The sequence below is a fragment of the Micromonospora sp. NPDC047762 genome (genome assembly GCF_043204655.1).
In the GTDB taxonomy this organism is placed as follows: Bacteria; Actinomycetota; Actinomycetes; order Mycobacteriales; family Micromonosporaceae; genus Micromonospora.
The window spans coordinates 1056640-1075682 of sequence record NZ_JBIDCQ010000002.1; the positions used below are offsets into that span (position 1 = coordinate 1056640).

Sequence of the window (19043 nt, forward strand, 5' to 3'; positions counted from 1 at the left end):
CACCGATCATGACCGAGTCCGAGGTACGGGCCGCCGTCGAGCGGGAGATGCCCGGGGTCCGGGCCGACCTGGAGCGCCTCGTCCGCATTCCCGGCATCGCCTTCGAGGGCTTCGACCACTCACACGTGGAACGCTCCGCCGAGGCGGTCGCCGAGCTGCTGCGCGGCTGTGGCCTGGACGTCGACATCGTGCGATCCGGCGGCCAGCCGGCGGTGATCGGCCGTCGGGCCGCCCCGCCCGGCGCGCCCACCGTGCTGCTCTACGCCCACCACGACGTCCAGCCGGTCGGCGACCGGTCGCTGTGGGAGTCCGACCCGTTCGAGCCGGTGGAACGGGACGGCCGGCTCTACGCCCGGGGCGCGGCCGACGACAAGGCCGGCATCATGGCGCACGTGGCGGCGCTGCGCGCGTACGGTGACGCGCTGCCGGTCGGCGTGGTCCTCTTCATCGAGGGCGAGGAGGAGTACGGCTCCGACTCGCTGGAGCAACTGCTGGCCGAGCACCGCGACGCGATCGCCTCGGACGTCATCGTGATCGCCGACTCCGGCAACTGGGACATCGGCGTACCGGCGTTGACCACCTCGCTGCGGGGCATCGTCAACTGCTTCGTCGAGGTGCGCACGCTGGACCACGCGGTGCACAGCGGCATGTTCGGCGGCGCCGTGCCGGACGCGCTCACCGCGCTGGTCCGGCTGTTGGCGACGCTGCACGACGACGCCGGTGACGTGGCCGTGGACGGCCTGGTCGGCCGGGAGGGCGCCACCGTCGACTACCCGGAGGACCGGGTCCGGGCCGAGGCCGGGCTCGCCGAGGGCGTGCAGTTCATCGGCACCGGCCGGATCACCGACCGACTCTGGACCAAGCCGGCGCTGGCCATTCTCGGTGTCGACGCGCCGTCCACCGGTGAGGCACCGAACGCCCTGGTCCCGGCCGCCAAGGCGAAGCTCAGCATCCGCCTCGCCCCGGGCGACGACCCCAAGCGGGCGTACGCGGCGGTGCGTGCGCACCTGGAGCAGCACGCGCCGTGGGGTGCGCAGGTGACCGTCACCTTCGAACACGACGGTGACCCGTGCGTGATCGACGCGTCCGGGCCGATGTTCGACGCCGCCCGTTCGGCCTTCCGGACCGCCTGGGACGGCACCGACCCGGTGGACATCGGCGTCGGCGGCTCGATTCCGTTCATCGCCACCTTTCAGGAGATGTTCCCGAAGGCGGCGATCCTGGTGACCGGCGTGGAGGACCCACACGCCCGCGCGCACGGCCCGAACGAGAGTCTGCACCTGGGTGAGTTCGCCCGGGTCTGCCTGGCCGAGGCACTGCTCCTGCGCAACGTGGCGGCGGTGGGCAGTTAGGTGTCAGAACGGCAACTTTGGGCCTGATCTGGGAGTTTACGGCGTGTCGGATGGTCAGCTGTTATAGCCTTTCGTACATGAGTACGAACGAGGTGATGGCCCGGTTGGGGGCCGCTGTCAGCGCGCTGGGAGATGTCGATGTCTCCGCGTGGTCCGAGGACACGCTCAACGAACAGCTCGGTGAGCTCTCCGCCGCACTGGTCGCCCTCGACTCGGTGCTCTCCCGGGTCGCCGGCGAGGTCCGCGCCCGAGGGTTGCGCATCGAGGAACCCGTCTCCGCCTAGGCCCTGATCCGTCGTCCAGTGAGTGGGCGGCACCCTGCCGACACCGCCCGGGCACGGCAATGCCCGGGCGGTGTCGGAGGTGACTGGCAGGATGAGCTGCGTGCGGTTCCTCGATCTGGCAGCCACCTCCGCCGCCGTCGGCGCCACCAGCGGCCGACGGGCCAAGGTGGAGCTGCTCGCTGACGCGCTGCGCCGGCTCGACCCCGGCGAGGTCGAGCCCGGCGCCGGCTATCTCGCCGGTGAGCTGCGCCAACGGCAGACCGGCGTCGGCTACGCGAGCCTGCGTGACCTGCCGCCGCCGGCCGCCGAGCCGACATTGACGGTCGCCGGCGTGGACGCGGCCATCGCGCAGATCGCCGCGGTGCACGGTTCGGGCTCACAGGCTCGGCGTCGGGCGCTGCTCGGCGCCCTCTACGCGGCGGCGACGGCAGACGAGCAGCGGCTGCTCACCGGCCTGTTCAGTGGCGAGCTACGGCAGGGTGCCCAGGCCGGCCTCCTCGCGGACGCGGTGGCGCGGGCCGCCGAGGTGCCGGTGGCGGTGGTCCGCCGGGCGCTGCTGCTCGCCGGTGATCTCCGGGCGGTGGCGGTGGCCGCGCTGGCCGGAGGGGCCGCCGAGTTGGCCGGCTTCGGTCTACAGGTCGGCCGCCCGCTGGCGCCGATGCTCGCGCAGAGCGCCCCCTCGGTCGACGAGGCGCTCGCCGCGACCGGCACGCCGGCGGTGGTCGACGTGAAGCTCGACGGCATCCGCATCCAGGTGCACCGCTCCGGCACCGACATCGCCGTGTTCACCCGCAGCCTCGACGAGATCACCACCCGGGTGCCCGAGGTGGTCGCCGCGGTCCGTGCCCTGCCGGGCCGGGAGTTGGTCCTCGACGGCGAGGCGATCGGCCTGGACGAGACCGGCCGCCCACTGCCGTTCCAGCAGACGTCGAGCCGGGCCGCCCGACGCACCACCCCCAGCACCACCGGGCGCACACCTGTCGCTCCGGCGGTGCTCGCGGCGGCTGCCAGCACGGGCGCCACGGTGCTCACCCCGTACTTCTTCGACCTGCTGCACCTCGACGGCCAGGATCTGATCGACAGTCCCGGCCGGGAGCGGTGGGCCGCCCTCGCCGGCTCGGTGGATTCGTCGCTGCTTGTCGGTCGGATGGAGGTCGACGGCCCGGAGCAGGCCGCCGCCGCGTTCGCCGCCGCGCTCGACGCCGGGCAGGAGGGCGTTGTGGTCAAGTCGCCGGACGCCCCCTACGACGCCGGCCGGCGCGGTGCCGCCTGGGTCAAGGTGAAACCGAGGCACACCCTCGACCTGGTGGTGCTCGCCGTCGAGTGGGGCAGCGGCCGACGCAAGGGCTGGTTGTCCAACCTGCATCTGGGCGCGCGTGACGCGCGCACCGGTGACTTCGTGATGCTCGGCAAGACGTTCAAGGGGCTCACCGACGAGCTGCTGCGGTGGCAGACCGAACGATTCCTCGACCTCGCCGTGGAACGCGGCGACTGGGTGGTCCGGGTCCGGCCCGAGCAGGTGGTGGAGATCGCCTTCGACGGGGTGCAGACGAGTTCGCGCTATCCCGGTGGGATGGCGCTGCGGTTCGCCCGGGTGGTCCGCTATCGCGACGACAAGTCCGCCGCCGAGGCGGACACCATCGACGCGGTCCGGGCCATCCACGCCGGCCGCGTCACCGGCTGACCGGGCGAGGTCAGGCGGAAGCGGTCGGCGTCGGCTCGGCGGCCCGGTCCAGCGGAGCCGGGGTGGTGCCGATTCCGGCGGCCCGGCGGGCCTCTCGACGGGCCACCCAGCCGTAGCCGAAGAGCGCCATCACCGCGAACAGCCACCACTGCACGACGTAGCCGAAGTTCTGCCAGTTGTTGGCGTGCCCCACCGGCACCGCCTTGAACACCGGATCGGCTGCCGGGGTCTGTTCGTCGAGCAGCAGGTAAGCGCCGTAGACCGGGTAGGGAAGCTCGCCAGCCAGTCGCGACACCCCGATCCGCCGGATCTCCAGCAGCCCGTCGCGTCGGGCCACAGCGCCGGCGCCGCTCTCGGTCTCGTGCACCCGGCCGACCACGGTCACGTCGCCGGTCGGCGCGGCCGGCACCGACGGCTGGGCGGTCGCCCCGCCGGGCGCCGGCGGGATCCAGCCCCGGTCCACCAGCACCGCCGTGCCGTCGGCGAGCACCAACGGGGTGAGCACCTCGAAACCGACCCGGCTGTCCACCGTGCGGCCACGGACCAGCACGGTGTTCGTGGGGTCGTACCGGCCGGTGACGGTGACCCGGGTCCAGACCTTGTCCTCGGCGGGGGCCGGACCGGCCGTCCCCGCGCCGCCGGCGGGAGCGCGCAGCGCGTCGGTGAGCGGCACCGGAGCCATCCGCTGGCCCGCGTCGATCCGCTCGTTGACCTCGGTGCGCCCCCGGTAGCGGTCGAGCTGCCAGTTGCCGAGGAACACCATGACGGCGGCCGCGACCAGGGTCAGCGCGAGAGCGCCCAGCCAGCGTGGGCTCAGCAGGAACCGGTACACGGCACCGAGGCTACTCGTATGACCGGCGCCACTGACCTGGACCGGGCCGGATGGGCCGGGACCGGCGACCGGGCGTCCGGCCAGGGCCGGGCCAGGCACCCCGGTTGGCGGTGCTCGCGCCTCCAGCCGGGCGGGTATCGTCACGCCGACGGATCGGCCTTGGTCGTCCCGTCGCGTACCCGCCGCCGCTCGCGAGGAGTCGATGATGACCGTCGTGCCGCGCCTGGTGCTCAGCGCGCCGTCCTCCGGGCACGGTAAGAACGCGCTGGCGATCGGGCTGCTAACCGCCCTGGCCGAGCGAGGGGTCGACGTCGCCGGGTTCAAGCTCGGGCCGGACCACGTCGACGCCGCCTATCTCGGTCTCGCCTCCGGCCGGCCGGGTCGGGTGATCGACCCCCGACTGGTCGGTCTCGACCGGCTCGCCCCGCTGGTGGCGCACGGTGCCGCCGGTGCCGGGCTGGCCGTGGTGCAGGGCAGCATGGGCCTGTACGACTCGGTCGGTGGCCGTCCCGAGCAGGAGTCCACTGCCGCCGCGGCCGCCGCGCTGCGCAGCCCGGTGGTGCTCGTTGTCGACGTGGCCGCGATGGGCCAGTCGGTGGCGGCCCTGGTGCACGGTTTCCGCTCGTACGACGAGCAGCTGTGGCTCGGCGGCGTGATCCTCAACCGGGTGGCGTCGTCGCGGCACGAGGGCATGCTGCGCGAGGCGTTGGACGACGTGGGGGTGCCGGTCTACGGCGCGCTGCGTCGACAGGACCTGCCGGCGGTGCTGCCGTCGCGGCGGCACGGCGTGGCCCCGGTGGTCGAGGGTTCGGCCGACGCCGTCCGTGCGGTCCGCCGGCTGGGCGAGGCCGTCGCCGCCACCGTCGACCTGGAACGGCTGCTCGGGCTGGCCCGCTCCGCCCCGCCGCTGCCGGCGCCGGCCTGGTCTCCCGAGGAGGCCCTCGGCACGTTCACACCCCCGGCGAACCGCCCACTGGTGGCGGTGGCCGGTGGGCCGGGCGGCAGTTTCAGCCACCCGGAGACCACCGAGTTGCTCCGGGCCGCCGGCGCCGAGGTCGTCGTCGTCGACCCGCTGCGCGACGAGGCGCTGCCGGTCGGCACCCGCGCGCTGGTCGTCGGCGGCGCGCTGCCCGAGGCGTACGCCGAGCAGTTGTCGGCCAACCGGCGGCTCTGCATCGCGGTGGCCGAGTTGGCGCGGACCGGGCGTCCGGTGATCGCCGAGGGCGCCGGGCTGCTCTGGCTGGCCCGGGAGCTGGACGGGTTGCCGATGTGCGGTGTCCTGGACGCGGTGGGCGTCAGCCGTGACGGGGTGGTGGCCGGCTACCGGGAGGCGACCGCCCAGACCGACAGTGTCGTCGCCGCCACCGGGACGGTGCTGGTCGGGCACAAGGCACACCGCGCGGTGCTCACCCCCCGCGCCGGTCAGCGCCCGGCCTGGAGCTGGGACGGCGGCACGCCCGAGGGCTTCGTCTGGCGCAACGTGCACGCCTCGCAGCTCACGCTGCACTGGGCGAGCCATCCGGCGACGGCGGCCCGGTTGGTCGCCGCGGCGGCGGCCGATCCGACGAGCGAGGTGGTGCCCGCGCAGCCGGGCGAGGTGTCGGTGTGATCGGTCAGGTGGCGGTGCGCCGATTCCCGGCGCTGACCGTCTCCACCCCGCGTACCGAGGTGCGGCAGCTCAGGGCGGCCGACGCGGCGGCGGCCGGGGAGATCTTCGCCGACAAGCTCACCCGGCGTTGGCTGCCACTGCCCGACGACTCCGGCCCGATCGACGGGCTGGCCTGGTGCACCGATCTGGCCCGGCAGCGACGCGACAGCGGAGAGGGTGACCACTACGCGGTGCTCCGGCGGGAGGACGACCAGGTGGTGGGCTCGCTGTGGACCCGGCGCACCGACTGGGGCGCCCGCCTCACCGAGATCTCCTACGCGATGGCGGCGCACGCGCGGGGCTTCGGCTTCGCCGCCGAGGCCGTCGACGCGGTGGCCATCGCGCTGATCCTGGAGCACGGCTTCCAGCGGGTCGAGCTGCGGGTGGCTCCCGGCAACCTGGCCTCGCGCCGGGTCGCCGAGAAGGCCGGGTTCAGCTACGAGGGGCTGCTGCGCAACGCCGGGTTCGTCAGCGGCGGCCGGGTGGATCTGGAGCTGTGGTCGTTCGTCGCCGCCGACCTGCGCTGAGCCCGAGCCCCGCCGACCTGCGCTGAGCCCCGCCGACCTGCGCTGACTCGCGCGCCGGTCAGCCGACGATGGCGTCCGACGGTGGGGTGAACTGACGGGTCGGGGTGCCCTTCAAACCGTCGCGTAGGGTCTCCGAAACCGCCTTGATCGGGATCTGGGACTGCCCGTCACCGACCGCGTTGAACGGGTTGTCCGGGTCGGAGATGAAGCTCGCCGCGGCCAACTCCGGGGTGTAGCCCACGAACCAGGCCGACCGGGTGCTGTCGGTCGTACCGGTCTTGCCGGCCACCGGGCGTCCGACGGTGCCCCGCACGCTGTCGGCGGTGGACCAGCCGCCGCAGCTGCCGCGCGCCGGGGTGTCGCCGGTCGGGCAGCGGGCCGCGTCGGTGGCCGCCCGTGCCGCGTCCGCGCTGACCACCTGCCGGCAGCGCGGCTTGGCCACCTCACGGTGCAGACCGCCCGCTGTGGCGTACGTGGCAGGCGTGCCGTCCCGGTTCATGATCGCTTGCACGGGGATGGCCTCGCAGTAGCGGCCGTCGGCCGCTATGGCGGCGTACGCGTTCGCCATCTCCAGCGGGGTGGCGTCGGAGACGCCCAGGGTGAACGCACCCCACTTCTTCGCCTTGTCCGGGGACGCGTGGTCCCGGTCGACGTCGGTGCGCCACCGCAGCCCGAGCTGTTCGGCCAACCGGACCGCCCGGTCCGCGCCGACCTTCTCCTCCAGCCAGACGAAGTACGTGTTCACCGACTTGCCGAAGCCGGACCACATGGTCTGCTGACCGGACATGGCGCCGCTGGCGTTGGAGGGCGCCCAGCCGTCGTAGACCTCGGAGCGGTAGCGGTATGGGGCGTTGAACGAGGTGGAGAGGGTCATGCCCGCGTCGAGCGCGGCCAGCATCGGGAACATCTTGAACGTCGATCCGGCCTGGTAGCCGGCCAGGTCACCGCCGCCGAGCAGCGGTGCCACAGTGTTCGGGTAGTTGGCCTTCACGTTCGGCCCGGCCTCCGGGTTGGAGCTCTGCGGGTTCTCGGCCAGGTCCAGCGAGTACGTCCGGTTCACCGCCATGGCTTTCACCCGCCCGGTGCCCGGCTCGGAGACCACGATTCCGTTGGCGAACGGGCTGCCCGTGGCCTCCTTGGTGCCGACGTTCTTCTCCGCGGCCTCCTGGATCTTCGGGTCGATGCTGAGCACGATGCGGTAGCCGCCCCGGCGCAGGTTGTCCATCCGTTCCAGCCGGTTCGCCCCGAACGCGGGCTGGGCGCTCCACCAGTTCTTCAGGTAGTCGCAGGCGAAGCCCCAGCTGTTGTACTTCTCCGCCACGGCGGCGCAGTCGTGCGGTGGGGTGGTCAGCTTGAGCCGGATCGGTTCGGACTTGGCGGCGGTGGCCGAGTCGGGGGAGAGGTAGCCGAGTTGGCTCATCCGGTCCAGCACGTAGTTGCGCCGCCCGGTGGCCTCCTTCTGGTCGGAGTCGGCCGGGTCGTACTCCGAGGGGGACTTGACCAGTCCGGCGAGGGTGGCGGCCTCGACCGGGGTGAGGTCCTTCGGGGTCTTGGAGAAGAAGATCTCGCTGGCGGCGTAGATGCCGTACGCGCGGTGCCCGAAGTACGCCGAGTTCAGGTAGCGCTCCATGATTTCTTCCTTGCTGATCTCCTTCTCCAGGTCCAGCGCCATCCGCATCTCCTTGACCTTGCGCAGGCTGGTCTGCTGGGTGGCTTCCTGGACCTCCTTGGGCGTGGTCGCGCTGTCCCGTAGGGCCATCCGGACGTACTGCATGGTCAGTGTCGAGGCGCCCTGGGAGCCGCCGGAGCGGGCGTTGGAGACGAAGGCCCGGGCCACGCCCTTCGGGTCGACGCCGTGGTGCTGGTAGAAGCGGGAGTCCTCGGCGGCGATGATCGCCTGCTGGATGTTCGGCGACATGTCCGACAGCTTCGTGTACTGCCGGTACTCCTCGTAGAACATCGTCAGCACGGTCTTGCCGTCCGGGCCGTACACGTACGAGGTCTCGGCGGGCAGGGCGGTCTTCAGCACCCGGGTCTTCTGGTCCACGGCGTGCGCGGTGGCCTTCGCGCCGAGCCCGGTGAGGGCGACGACCGGGTAGGCGACGGCGGCGATCACGATTCCGGCGATCAGTCCGGCGCGGAGGAGAGGGACGAGACGACCAGCGGCAGCAAGGGGTCGGTTGCTCACCTGGTCAAGTTATGACATTTCCGATTCGTACATGAGAAGAACTCTTAAACCGGCGAGTGGTGACGCGGCTTACGTCGGGATCGGCTGTCCCACCGGCCACCTTCCCGGCAGGATCGCGGACATGTCTGATCAGCCGAGCGCTGTCGCCCCACCCGCCGGGGTCGAGCCGGACCTCGCCCACCACGGCGACGCGGAGGCGACCGCCGGTCTGATCGACCTCGCCGTCAACGTCCGTCGGGCGCGGCCGCCCGCCTGGCTGGCCGACCCGATCGCCGCGACCCTGACCGACCTGGCCCGCTATCCGGACCCGGCGCCGGCCCGGGCGGCGGTCGCCGCCCGACACCGCCGTCACCCGAACGAGGTGCTGCTCACCGCCGGCGCCGCCGAGGGGTTCGTGCTGATCGCTCAGGCGCTGCGCGGCGTGCGCCGCCCCGTGGTGGTGCACCCTCAGTTCACCGAGCCGGAGGCGGCGCTGCGGGCCGCCGGACACCCGGTCGAGCGGGTGCTGCTCGACGCCGCCGACGACTTCCGGCTCGACCCGTCCCGGGTGCCCGCCGACGCCGACCTCGTGATGATCGGCAACCCGACGAACCCGACCTCGGTGCTACACCCGGCCGAGGCGGTGGCCGCGCTGGCCCGCCCCGGCCGGGTGCTGGTGGTCGACGAGGCGTTCGCGGACACCACCATCGCCTCAGGGCACCCCGGCGAACCGGAGTCGCTGGCCAAACGCCGCGACCTGCCCGGGCTGCTCGTGGTGCGCAGCCTCACCAAGACGTGGGGCCTGGCCGGGCTGCGGATCGGCTACCTGCTCGGCGCGCCGGAGCTGCTGTCCCGGCTGGCCGCCGTCCAACCGCTCTGGGCCGTCAGCACACCCGCGCTGGCGGCCGCGTCGGCCTGCGCCAGCGCCGTCGCGGTCCAGGCCGAACGCGCGATCGCCGCCGGCCTCGCCGCCGACCGCGAGCACCTGGTCGCGCGCCTCGCCGAACTGCCCGGTGTACGCGTCGTCGGCCGTCCCGCCAGCGCCTTCGTCCTGCTGCACCTGCCGGGCGCGACAGCGATCCGGGCCGCCCTCCGCGAGCGCGGCTGGGCGGTACGCCGAGGCGACACGTTCCCCGGCCTCGGCCCGGACTGGCTGCGGGTGGCCGTACGCGACCGAAACACCACCGACGAGTTCATCGACGTGCTGCGCGAGACCATGGAGGCATGATGCTGGAGACCACTATCGCGGCGATCCGCCCGGCGGACGAAGAGGCAATGGCCGCCGCCCGGGCGCTGCACGGCCGGCTGACCAAGCCGGCGGGCTCGCTGGGCGCGCTGGAGGAGCTTTCGGTACGCCTCGCCGGCCTGGCCGGAGTCTGCCCACCACCGCTGCCCGAGCCGGCCGCAGTGGCGATCTTCGCGGGCGACCACGGGGTGCACGCCCAGGGGGTCAGCCCCTGGCCGCAGGAGGTCACCGCGCAGATGATCGGCAACTTCCTGGCCGGTGGAGCGGTGGTCAACGCGTTCGCCCGGCAGGCCGGCGCCTCGGTCACCGTGGTCGACGTCGGCGTGGCCACCCCGCTGCCCACCGATCCGGCTTTGCTCGACCCGGCCGCCGACCCGGTCGTGCTCGACCCGGCCGTGCCTCGGCTGGTTGTCTCGTCCGTCCGCCGGGGCACCGGCGACCTCACAGTGACGGCGGCGCTGACCCGGGACGAGGCGCTGGCGGCGGTGCGGACCGGCATCCGGATCGCCGACGAACTGATCGACGCCGGTGCCGGCATCCTGCTCACCGGGGACATGGGCATCGGCAACACCACCCCGGCCGCCGTGCTGATCGCCGCGTTCACCGGCGCCGACCCACTCGACACCACCGGTCGGGGCACCGGGGTCGACGACCCGACGTACGCGCGCAAGGTGGCTGTGGTGCGGGCCGCGCTGGCCCGGCACACCCCCGACCCGGCCGACCCGCTGGGGGTGCTGGCCGCCGTCGGTGGTCTGGAGCACGCCGCCCTGGCCGGGCTGATCCTCGGGGCCGCAGCGCGCCGCACACCGGTGCTGCTGGACGGTGTGATCGCGGTCTCGGCCGCGCTCGCCGCCGCCGCGATCGCCCCGGACGCGGTCTGCGCCATGGTCGCCGGCCACCGCTCGGCCGAGCCCGGCGCCACTGTCGCGTTGCGCCACCTCGGCCTCGACCCGCTTATCGACCTGGGGCTGCGCCTCGGTGAGGGCACCGGCGCGCTGCTGGCGTTGCCCGTGGTCACCGGCGCGGTCCGGGTGCTGCACGAGGTGGCCACCTTCGACTCCGCAGGGGTGGCCGAGAAGTGAGCACGCGCCGCGAACGAGCCGTCCGCTTCGGTGGTGCGGCGTGACCTCCAATCCGTACCCCCTGGGTTTGCGGCTGCACGGGCGGCGGGTGGTCGTGGTGGGTGGCGGCGCGGTCGCCACCCGGCGCGTACCCGCGCTGCTGGACGCCGGCGCGGACGTCCTGCTGGTGGCCCCGGAGCTGACTCCGGCGCTGCGCGCCCGGGCGGACGCGGGTCGGCTGCACTGGGTGCCGCGCCGGTTCGTGCCCGAGGACCTGGACGGTGCCTGGCTGGTCCAGGTCGCGGTCGACGACCCGATGGCGGCGGCTTCGGTGAGCGCCGTCGCCGCCGAGCGGCGGATCTTCTGCGTCCGGGCCGACGACCGGACGGCCGCCACCGCCTGGACCCCGGCCGTGACCCGGCACGGCCCGGTCACCGTGGCGGTGCTCGGCGGCGGCGACCCGCACCGGGCGATGACCGTCCGCGACGCCGTCCGCGACCTTCTGGCGGTCCGCCTGGCGCCCGCTGCTGCCGCCGCTGCGCCGCCTGGCGGGCTCGGTGCTGCCGCTGCGCCGCCCGGCCAGGCCGGTGCCGCTGCTGCGGCGCCCGGCGGGCTCGGTGCCGGTGTGACCGAGGCCGGTGTGACCGGCGGGCGGCAGGTCGGGCGGGTGGCGCTGGTCGGGGCGGGGCCGGGGGACCCGGAGCTGATCACCGTGAAGGGCTGGCGGCTGCTCACCGAGGCCGACGTGGTGGTCGTCGACCGGCTGGTGCCCGGACTACTCCTGGACGAGCTGCGCCCGGACGTCGAACTGGTGGACGCCTCGAAGATCCCTTACGGCCCGTCCCGGGCCCAGGAGGAGATCAACCAGATCCTTGTCGACCGGGCCCTGGCCGGCGCGTTCGTGGTGCGGCTCAAGGGCGGTGACCCGTACGTCTTCGGGCGCGGCGGCGAGGAGTTGCTGGCCTGCGCTGCCGCCGGTGTCCCGGTGACGGTGGTGCCCGGGGTGACCAGCTCGATCGCCGCCCCGGCCGCGGCCGGAATCCCGGTCACCCATCGGGGCGTGGCGCACGAGTTCACCGTCGTCTCCGGACACCTGGCACCCGACGCACCGGCTTCGCTGGTGCGCTGGGACGCCCTCGCCGGTCTGCACGGCACCCTGGTGATCCTGATGGGGCTGAAGAACCTCGCCGCCATCACGGCCACCCTGATCGCCCACGGTCGGTCGCCGCAGACCCCAGCCGCTGTCGTACAGGAAGCCACGACGGGCACCCAGCGGGTGCTGCGCTCGACGCTCGACGCGGTGGCCGCCGACGTGCTCACGGCCGAGGTACGGCCACCCGCCGTCGTCGTGGTGGGCGACGTGGTCAACACCCTCGACGGCTGAGGGAGTCGCTGCATCCGCAGTGTTGGAGATCTTGGACAGTTTCCGTCAGCGCGTGACGGAAACTGTCCAAGATCTCGCCGGGAGCCGGGAGCCGGGAGCCGGGAGAGACGACGGGCCGGAGCAGCGCTGCTCCGGCCCGTCGTGGTCTCTCGATCGACTACTGCTTGAGCATGTTGTCCAGCAGCAGGGCGCAGCGGATCAGACCGAGGTGGCTGTACGCCTGCGGGTGGTTGCCCAGGCCGCGCTCGGCGAGCGGGTCGTACTGCTCGGGGAGCAGCCCGGTCGGGCCGGCGGTCAGCACCATCTGTGCGAACAGCTCCTCGGCGTCGGTGCGGCGGCCGGTGCGTAGGTACGCCTCGATCAGCCACGCCGTGCAGATGTGGAAGCCGCCCTCACGGCCGGGCAGGCCGTCGTCCCAGTGGTAGCGGTAGACGACCGGGCCGCTGCGCAGATCCGCCTCGATCCGTAGGACGGTGGACAGGAAGCGCGGGTCGTCGCCCGGGAGCAGGCCGGAGAGGCCGATCCAGAGCGACGAGGCGTCCATGTCCTCGTCCCCGTACGCGACGCTGTACGCCTCGACGTCGGAGTGCCAGCCGTGCTCCAGCACGTTGGCGCCGATCCGGTCGCGCAGGTCCTTCCACTCGGGCCGGTCCTCGCCGCCGTGCTCGCGCATCACATGCAGCGCGCGGTCGACTGTCATCCAGCACATGACCTTGGAGAAGACGTGGTGCCGGGGTGGCAGCCGGGCCTCCCAGATGCCGTGGTCAGGCTCGTGCCAGCGGCGGCGGACCGCCTCGACCATGTTCTCCAGAACCCGCCACTCGTCGTCGCGGACCGAACCGCGAGCGTCGGCGACGGCCGCGATCAGGTCGGCGATCGGGCCGAAGACGTCCAGCTGCAACTGGTGGTTGGCGAGGTTGCCGACCCGGACCGGCCGGGAGCCGGCGTACCCGGGTAGCGTGTCGATGACCGCTTCGGCGCCCAGCTCGTAGCCGTCGATCGTGTAGAGCGGGTGCAGCCGCTCCGGGTGCCCACCGGTGCGCTCGATGCAGCCGTCCACCCAGCGCAGGAACGCCTCGGCCTCCTCGATGGAGCCCAGGTCGACGAGCGAGCGGGCGGTCAGCGCGGCGTCGCGCAGCCAGCAGTAGCGGTAGTCCCAGTTGCGGACGCCGCCCAGCTCCTCGGGGAGCGAGGTCGTCGCCGCGGCCAGGATCGAGCCGGTGGCCTCGTGGCAGAGCCCGCGCAGGGTGAGGGCGCTGCGCGCGACCAGTTCGCGGGAGGTGGACGGCAACCGCAGCGAGGCCACCCAGTCCTTCCACGGCTGCTCGGCTGCGGCCTGCCGCTCGTGGATCGGCACCCGGTGGTGCTCCAGGCTGTGCGTGCCGAAGCGCAGCTCCAGCACCACCTGCCCACCGGCGGCGGAGAGGTCGACGGTCGCCTTGGCGGTCTCGTACCCTCCGTCGTTGCCGACCTCCCACTGCACGCCGGGGGCGTAGAGCGCGACCGGTTCGTTCGAGCCGAGCACCAGCAGGCCGTCGCCGAGCGGCTGCAACTGGACGGCCACCTGGCCGAACTCCGGCCTCGGCGCGAATTCGACAGTGGCCTTGCCCCTGCCGGTCAGCACCCGGACCAGGGTCGAGTCGCCGGTGAGGACCGCCGGGCTGTCGCCGGGGGTGGTCTCCCGGGCCGGCTTGTCCAGCCAGTCGGTGACGGTGAGCCCGGACCACCGGGTCTCCACAGTCATCGTGCCGGAGCGGTAGCGCTGGCCCAGCGGGATGCCCCCACGTTCCGGGGCGATGCTGAAGTGACCGGCCGGGCTGCCACCCACCAGGTCGGCGAAGATCGCCGCCGAATCCGGCTTGGGGTGACAGAGCCAGCTCACCTTGGCCTCGGGGGTGAGCAGAGCGACGGTACGACCGTTGGCCAGCATGGAGTGCCGTTCGATCGGCACCGCCCGCTCACCGAACAGCCAGTGCCGCCGGGTCTCCAGCAGGAGGGCCAGCGCGCGGGCGGCCTCCAGCGGGTCGGCCACCCGGTAGCTGGCCTGGGTGTCACCGGGGCCGATCTTGATGCCGAGGTCGGGACCGTGCAGGTGGCCGAACCCGTTCTCGTCGGTGATGTCGTCGCCGATGAACAGCACCGCGCTGGAGGCGAGCTGGGTCCGCAACTGGTCGAGTGCGGTGCCCTTGTGGGTGGCCACCACGGAGAGTTCGATGACCTCCTTGCCCTGGGTCACCGTGACGCCGTCGAAGGTGGCCGGACCGTTGCGGACCGCCTCGATCGCGGCGGCGGCGATCTGCGGGTCGACCCCACGGGTGTGCATCGCGACGCTCGCCGGTTTGCGTTCCAGCCGGATGCCCGGGTGCTGGGCGGCGATCTCACGCAGCGCGTTGCGGACCTGGGTCCGTACGGCGACCAGCTCGGGGGAGAGCCGCTCGACGAAGCCGATGTCGAATTCGGAGCCGTGACTGCCGACGAGGTGCACCTCGCTGGGCAGCCGCGAGAGGGCGGCCAGGTCGCGCAGCGCCCGGCCGGAGACCACCGCCACTGTGGTCTGCGGCAGCGCGGCGAGCGCGCGGACCGCGGCCACTGACTCGGGCAGCGGAACGGCCGTGCTCGGGTCCTCCACGATCGGCGCCAGTGTGCCGTCGTAGTCGCAGGCGACAAGGAGTTGGGGGACCCGGGCTATCCGGCCGATGGCGGAGCGCAACTCAGGGTCCATGACCCCGGTGGCGACTGCCGCCCCATCGTTGAGGGACGTGTTCACTCGGCCTCCGCCTCGGGAACTCCGAGTTCCGAGAGGAAAGACTTGGCCCAGTGGCCCACGTCGTGGGTACGCAGGTGACGTTGCATTGTCCGCATCCGGCGGCGCGCCTCGGTTTTCTCCACGTGCACTGCCCGGAGGAGGGCGTCCTTGACCGCGTCCGGGTCGTGCGGGTTACACAAAAATGCCTGGCGAAGCTCCGTGGCGGCGCCGGCGAACTCACTGAGTACGAGCGCGCCACCCTGGTCGGCACGTGATGCTACGTATTCCTTCGCCACGAGGTTCATTCCGTCTCGCAGCGGGGTCACCATCATCACGTCGGCAGCAACGTACATCGCCGCCAGCTCACTGCGACTGTACGACTGATGGAGGTAATGAACCGCCGGCACGCCGACCCTGCCGAACTCGCCGTTGATCCGGCCGACCTCGCGCTCCACCTTCACCCGTAGTGCCTGGTAGTGCTCCACGCGCTCGCGGCTGGGTGTGGCGACCTGAACCATGACCGCGTCGGGAACTGTCAACTTTCCGTCAGCCAGCAGTTCCCGGAAGGCCTTGAGCCGCAACTCGATGCCCTTGGTGTAGTCCAGCCGGTCCACGCCCAGAATTATCGTCTTCGGGTCGCCCAGTTCGGCGCGAATCTGCTTGGCCCGGGCCTGGATCGCCGGATCGGCGGCCATCCGCTCCATCTCCTGGGTGTCGATCGAGATGGGGAAGGCGCCCGCCTTCACCTGCCGACCGTCGACCTGGATCATCTGCCCCTCGTAGCGCAGCCCGAGCAGGTGCCGGGCCAGCCGGACGAAGTTCTGCGCGGCCAGCCGCTGCTGGAAACCGACCAGGTCGGCGCCGAGCAGACCGCGCAGGATCTCGGTGCGGAACGGCATCTGCATGAACAGCTCGATCGGCGGGAACGGGATGTGCAGGAAGAACCCGATCCGCAGGTCCGGGCGGAGCTCGCGGAGCATCGCCGGCACCAACTGGAGCTGGTAGTCCTGCACCCAGACCGTCGCGCCCTCGGCCGCCACGTCGGCTGCGGCCTCCGCGAACCGGGCGTTGACCAGGCGGTACGCCTCCCGCCACCGGCGCTTGTAGGCCGGTGTCTCCACGGCATCGTGGTAGAGCGGCCAGATCGTCGCGTTGGACTGGCCCTCGTAGTACCGCTCCAACTCCTCGGCGCTGAGCGGGACCGGGTGCAGCCGGATCCCCTCCAGGTCGAACGGCTCGGGGGCCGCGCCGGTGCCACCGGCCCAGCCGACCCAGGTGCCCTTGTGTTCGGCGAGTACGGGGTGCAGCGCGGTGACCAGCCCGCCAGGGCTGCGTCGCCACTGCCGGCCCTCGGGTGTGCTCACCTCGTCGACCGGCAGACGGTTCGCCACTACGACAAAGGAGCTACGGACGGTCACGATCGGCCACCTCCGGGTACTGACGGGTCCACCGCGATGAGCGTACTGAGCGTAGCTGCGGCGTCTTGTGCCTAGTGCCGGAGTCTCCTACCCGCCTCGGTGCGACCGAACCCTAAAGGTGATCTTGTCGACATGCGCGCTGGTCAGAGGTCGATGATCGGCCATTCCTTGGGCAGCACCTCACCCAGCAGTTCCCGCCGATCCGTCATGATCGGCGTGATCGCCCGAGCGGCCTCCATCGCAACCTGGGCCAGATCCATGCCGCCGAGGGTTCGTGACCAGCCGCCGAGAATGGCGCACATGTCGTGCTCGACGGGCGTGACCATGACGTGCTCCAGGTCGCCGACGATGTCGAGCAGTGGCCAGCCGTCACTGGCCACCTGGCGGTACGCGGCTGCGAGGCAGAGTGCGGGGACGATCACGCCCTGCCCCTTGTCCGCGACTTTCGCGATCTGCTCCCCGACAGCCTCCATGCCTTCCGAGTAGGCGAGGAGGCAGCCCGTGTCGAGGACGAGGCCGGCATCAGTCACGGATGGTCATCCGTCCGCGAGAAGCCTCGCCCAGCAGGGCAGCTGCCTTGGATCGCAGTTCCGGGGTGATCTTGGCGTGAGCCTCGTCAAGCTTCCGGCCCGCCTCGGCGAGGCCTTCGTCGGTGAGTTGGAAGCCCACCTGTCGAAGCGCCCGCCGCGTCCGTTCGCCAGCCATCCGCTGACGAACGGACTCGGTGATGAAGGCGGAGACATTGGATTCCTCGGCCAGCCGCTCCGCCACGTCATCCGGCACGCTGATGGCGATCTTCTTGGTCATACCGGGGACGCTAGCGGGTGATACCGCGGTCGGCAACGCGGCGCGCCCGCGTACTCCTGGGGCGGGGTGATGTGGGCGAAGCGCGCCGTACCTGTCAGGATTGACGATGGCGTGCGCGCGGCCGGCTCCCGGCCGGCGGCGGCGGGCGGTCCTCGCAGCCCGCGCCGCGCCGCCGATCAGCGACAGCAACCGACGGAGGTAGCCCGCACCGTGGCCCAGTACATCTACGTCCTGGAAAAGGCGCGCAAGGCGCACGGCGACAAGGTCGTGCTCGACAACGTCACGTTGAGCTTCCTGCCGGGAGCCAAGATCGGTGTGCTCGGTCCGAACGGCGCCGGTAAGTCCAGCCTCCTCAAGATCATGGCAGGGCTGGACAAGCCGAGCAACGGCGAGGCCCGACTCATGCCCGGCTACACCGTCGGCATGCTCGCCCAGGAGCCCCCGCTCAACGAGGCCAAGACCGTGCTCGGCAACGTCGAGGAGGCGGTCGCCGAGACCAAGGCCAAGCTGGAGCGGTTCAACAAGATCGCCGAGCAGATGGCCACCGACTACTCCGACGAGCTGATGGAGGAGATGGGCAAGCTCCAGGAGGAGCTTGACCACCTCGACGCCTGGGACGTCGACTCCAAGCTCGAACTGGCGATGGACGCGCTGCGCTGCCCGCCGCCGGACGCCGACGTGACCCAGCTCTCCGGTGGTGAGCGTCGCCGGGTGGCCCTCTGCAAGCTGCTGCTGGAGGCGCCCGACCTGCTGCTGCTCGACGAGCCCACCAACCACCTGGACGCGGAGAGCGTCTCCTGGCTGGAGCAGCACCTGGCGAAGTACGCCGGCACCGTCATGGCGATCACCCACGACCGGTACTTCCTCGACAACGTGGCCAACTGGATCCTCGAGCTGGACCGTGGCCGGACGTACCCGTACGAGGGCAACTACTCCACCTACCTGGAGAAGAAGGCCGCCCGGCTGGCCGTCGAGGGTCGCCGCGACGCCAAGATGAAGAAGCGCCTCACCGAGGAACTGGAGTGGGTCCGCTCCAACGCCAAGGCCCGGCAGACCAAGTCCAAGGCCCGCCTCGACCGGTACGACGAGATGGCCACCGAGGCGGAGAAGACCCGCAAGTTGGACTTTGAGGAGATCCAGATCCCGCCGGGCCCGCGCCTGGGCAGCACGGTGATCGAGGCGAACAACCTCAGCAAGGGCTTCGGCGACCGGCTGCTGATCGACAACCTGTCGTTCTCGCTGCCGCGCAACGGCATCGTCGGCATCATCGGCCCCAACGGCGTCGGCAAGACCACGCTGTTCAAGACCATCGTCGGGCTGGAGGAGCCGACCAGCGGCGAGGTCCGGGTCGGCCCCACCGTCTCGCTGTCGTACGTCGACCAGAACCGTGAGGGCCTCAACGGCGACAAGACCGTCTGGGAGGTCGTCTCCGACGGGCTGGACTACCTGATGGTGGGCAAGGTCGAGATGCCGTCGCGGGCGTACATCGCCGCGTTCGGCTTCAAGGGCCCGGACCAGCAGAAGCCGACCAAGGTGCTCTCCGGCGGCGAGCGCAACCGGCTCAACCTGGCGCTGACGCTGAAGATCGGCGGCAACGTCATCCTGCTCGACGAGCCGACGAACGACCTGGACGTGGAGACGCTGTCCAGCCTGGAGAACGCCCTGCTGGAGTTCCCCGGCTGCGCCGTGGTCATCTCCCACGACCGGATGTTCCTGGACCGCGTCGCCACGCACATCCTGGCCTGGGAAGGCGACGACCAGGACCCGTCCAAGTGGTTCTGGTTCGAGGGCAACTTCGAGGCGTACGAGAAGAACAAGGTCGACCGCCTCGGCGCGGAGGCCGCCCGGCCACACCGGGTGACCTACCGCAAGCTGACCCGCGACTGA

General features: G+C 72.0%; 15 protein-coding genes. 9 read left to right on the forward strand and 6 right to left on the reverse strand.

What is annotated here, in order from left to right:
* Positions 1-8: 8 nt before the first annotated feature.
* The 3 genes from ACGF3C_RS10480 (at position 9) to ACGF3C_RS10490 (ending at position 3320) form a co-directional block, all read left to right on the forward strand.
* Complete coding sequence (locus ACGF3C_RS10480; RefSeq protein WP_393220820.1) at positions 9-1352, forward strand: dipeptidase; 1344 nt, start codon at positions 9-11, stop codon at positions 1350-1352.
* A 77-nt stretch (positions 1353-1429) separates the two neighbouring features.
* A complete protein-coding gene (locus ACGF3C_RS10485) occupies positions 1430-1636 on the forward strand; it encodes a hypothetical protein (RefSeq protein ID WP_030333429.1) in 207 nt (68 codons plus the stop codon).
* A gap of 91 nt (positions 1637-1727) precedes the next feature.
* Positions 1728-3320 (forward strand): ATP-dependent DNA ligase, encoded by a 1593-nt coding sequence (locus ACGF3C_RS10490; RefSeq protein WP_357228725.1) that lies wholly within the window; start codon positions 1728-1730, stop codon positions 3318-3320.
* A 10-nt stretch (positions 3321-3330) separates the two neighbouring features.
* Here the strand turns inward: ACGF3C_RS10490 and ACGF3C_RS10495 are convergent, their stop codons facing one another.
* Positions 3331-4152 carry an SURF1 family protein gene (locus ACGF3C_RS10495; RefSeq protein WP_357228723.1) on the reverse strand — a complete coding sequence of 274 codons (822 nt, stop codon included), beginning with the start codon at positions 4150-4152 and terminating at the stop codon, positions 3331-3333.
* Positions 4153-4357: 205 nt separating this feature from the next.
* Here ACGF3C_RS10495 and ACGF3C_RS10500 point away from each other — a divergent pair, with 205 nt between their 5' ends.
* On the forward strand, positions 4358-5761 hold the full coding sequence (locus ACGF3C_RS10500) for a cobyrinate a,c-diamide synthase (RefSeq protein WP_393220613.1): 1404 nt from the start codon (positions 4358-4360) through the stop codon (positions 5759-5761).
* Positions 5758-6327 (forward strand): GNAT family protein, encoded by a 570-nt coding sequence (locus ACGF3C_RS10505; RefSeq protein WP_357228718.1) that lies wholly within the window; start codon positions 5758-5760, stop codon positions 6325-6327. Before ACGF3C_RS10500 ends, ACGF3C_RS10505 begins: the two co-directional genes overlap by 4 nt.
* A 58-nt stretch (positions 6328-6385) precedes the next feature.
* Here the strand turns inward: ACGF3C_RS10505 and ACGF3C_RS10510 are convergent, their stop codons facing one another.
* Positions 6386-8515 (reverse strand): transglycosylase domain-containing protein, encoded by a 2130-nt coding sequence (locus ACGF3C_RS10510; protein ID WP_357202362.1) that lies wholly within the window; start codon positions 8513-8515, stop codon positions 6386-6388.
* Between the two features lie 121 nt (positions 8516-8636).
* Between ACGF3C_RS10510 and cobC the strand changes: the two genes are divergently transcribed.
* The 3 genes from cobC to cobA are packed head-to-tail and all read left to right on the forward strand — an operon-like array spanning position 8637 to position 12185.
* Complete coding sequence (gene cobC / locus ACGF3C_RS10515) at positions 8637-9722, forward strand: Rv2231c family pyridoxal phosphate-dependent protein CobC (RefSeq protein ID WP_393220618.1); 1086 nt, start codon at positions 8637-8639, stop codon at positions 9720-9722.
* Positions 9722-10822, forward strand: coding sequence for a nicotinate-nucleotide--dimethylbenzimidazole phosphoribosyltransferase (gene cobT, locus ACGF3C_RS10520; RefSeq protein WP_393220621.1), 1101 nt, complete (start codon positions 9722-9724; stop codon positions 10820-10822). The genes cobC and cobT overlap by 1 nt, the downstream gene beginning before the upstream one ends.
* A gap of 40 nt (positions 10823-10862) precedes the next feature.
* Positions 10863-12185: a uroporphyrinogen-III C-methyltransferase gene (gene cobA / locus ACGF3C_RS10525; RefSeq protein WP_393220624.1), complete on the forward strand. Its 1323-nt coding sequence runs from the start codon at positions 10863-10865 to the stop codon at positions 12183-12185.
* Between the two features lie 157 nt (positions 12186-12342).
* Here the strand turns inward: cobA and otsB are convergent, their stop codons facing one another.
* From otsB to ACGF3C_RS10545, 4 genes are all read right to left on the reverse strand, one after another.
* Complete coding sequence (gene otsB, locus ACGF3C_RS10530) at positions 12343-14907, reverse strand: trehalose-phosphatase (RefSeq protein ID WP_357228492.1); 2565 nt, start codon at positions 14905-14907, stop codon at positions 12343-12345.
* 41 nt (positions 14908-14948) lie between these two features.
* Complete coding sequence (locus tag ACGF3C_RS10535; RefSeq protein WP_030333449.1) at positions 14949-16349, reverse strand: trehalose-6-phosphate synthase; 1401 nt, start codon at positions 16347-16349, stop codon at positions 14949-14951.
* A gap of 143 nt (positions 16350-16492) precedes the next feature.
* Positions 16493-16879, reverse strand: coding sequence for a hypothetical protein (locus ACGF3C_RS10540; RefSeq protein ID WP_357223419.1), 387 nt, complete (start codon positions 16877-16879; stop codon positions 16493-16495).
* Positions 16872-17156 (reverse strand): hypothetical protein, encoded by a 285-nt coding sequence (locus ACGF3C_RS10545; protein ID WP_357223416.1) that lies wholly within the window; start codon positions 17154-17156, stop codon positions 16872-16874. Before ACGF3C_RS10545 ends, ACGF3C_RS10540 begins: the two co-directional genes overlap by 8 nt.
* A 210-nt stretch (positions 17157-17366) precedes the next feature.
* On the opposite strand from ACGF3C_RS10545, the gene ettA reads away from it, so the two are divergent.
* Positions 17367-19043, forward strand: a complete 1677-nt coding sequence (gene ettA / locus ACGF3C_RS10550; protein WP_357202344.1) for an energy-dependent translational throttle protein EttA — start codon at positions 17367-17369, stop codon at positions 19041-19043.

Bases quoted from the DNA above. Each gene is read 5' to 3' on its own strand.
- cobT (WP_393220621.1), top strand. From the start codon at position 9,722: ATGCTGGAGACCACTATCGCGGCGATCCGCCCGGCGGACGAAGAGGCA.
- ACGF3C_RS10490 (WP_357228725.1), top strand. From the start codon at position 1,728: ATGAGCTGCGTGCGGTTCCTCGATCTGGCAGCCACCTCCGCCGCCGTC.
- cobC (WP_393220618.1), top strand. From the start codon at position 8,637: ATGTCTGATCAGCCGAGCGCTGTCGCCCCACCCGCCGGGGTCGAGCCG.
- otsB (WP_357228492.1), bottom strand. From the start codon at position 14,907: ATGGACCCTGAGTTGCGCTCCGCCATCGGCCGGATAGCCCGGGTCCCC.
- ACGF3C_RS10485 (WP_030333429.1), top strand. From the start codon at position 1,430: ATGAGTACGAACGAGGTGATGGCCCGGTTGGGGGCCGCTGTCAGCGCG.
- ACGF3C_RS10480 (WP_393220820.1), top strand. From the start codon at position 9: ATGACCGAGTCCGAGGTACGGGCCGCCGTCGAGCGGGAGATGCCCGGG.
- ACGF3C_RS10545 (WP_357223416.1), bottom strand. From the start codon at position 17,156: ATGACCAAGAAGATCGCCATCAGCGTGCCGGATGACGTGGCGGAGCGG.
- ACGF3C_RS10500 (WP_393220613.1), top strand. From the start codon at position 4,358: ATGACCGTCGTGCCGCGCCTGGTGCTCAGCGCGCCGTCCTCCGGGCAC.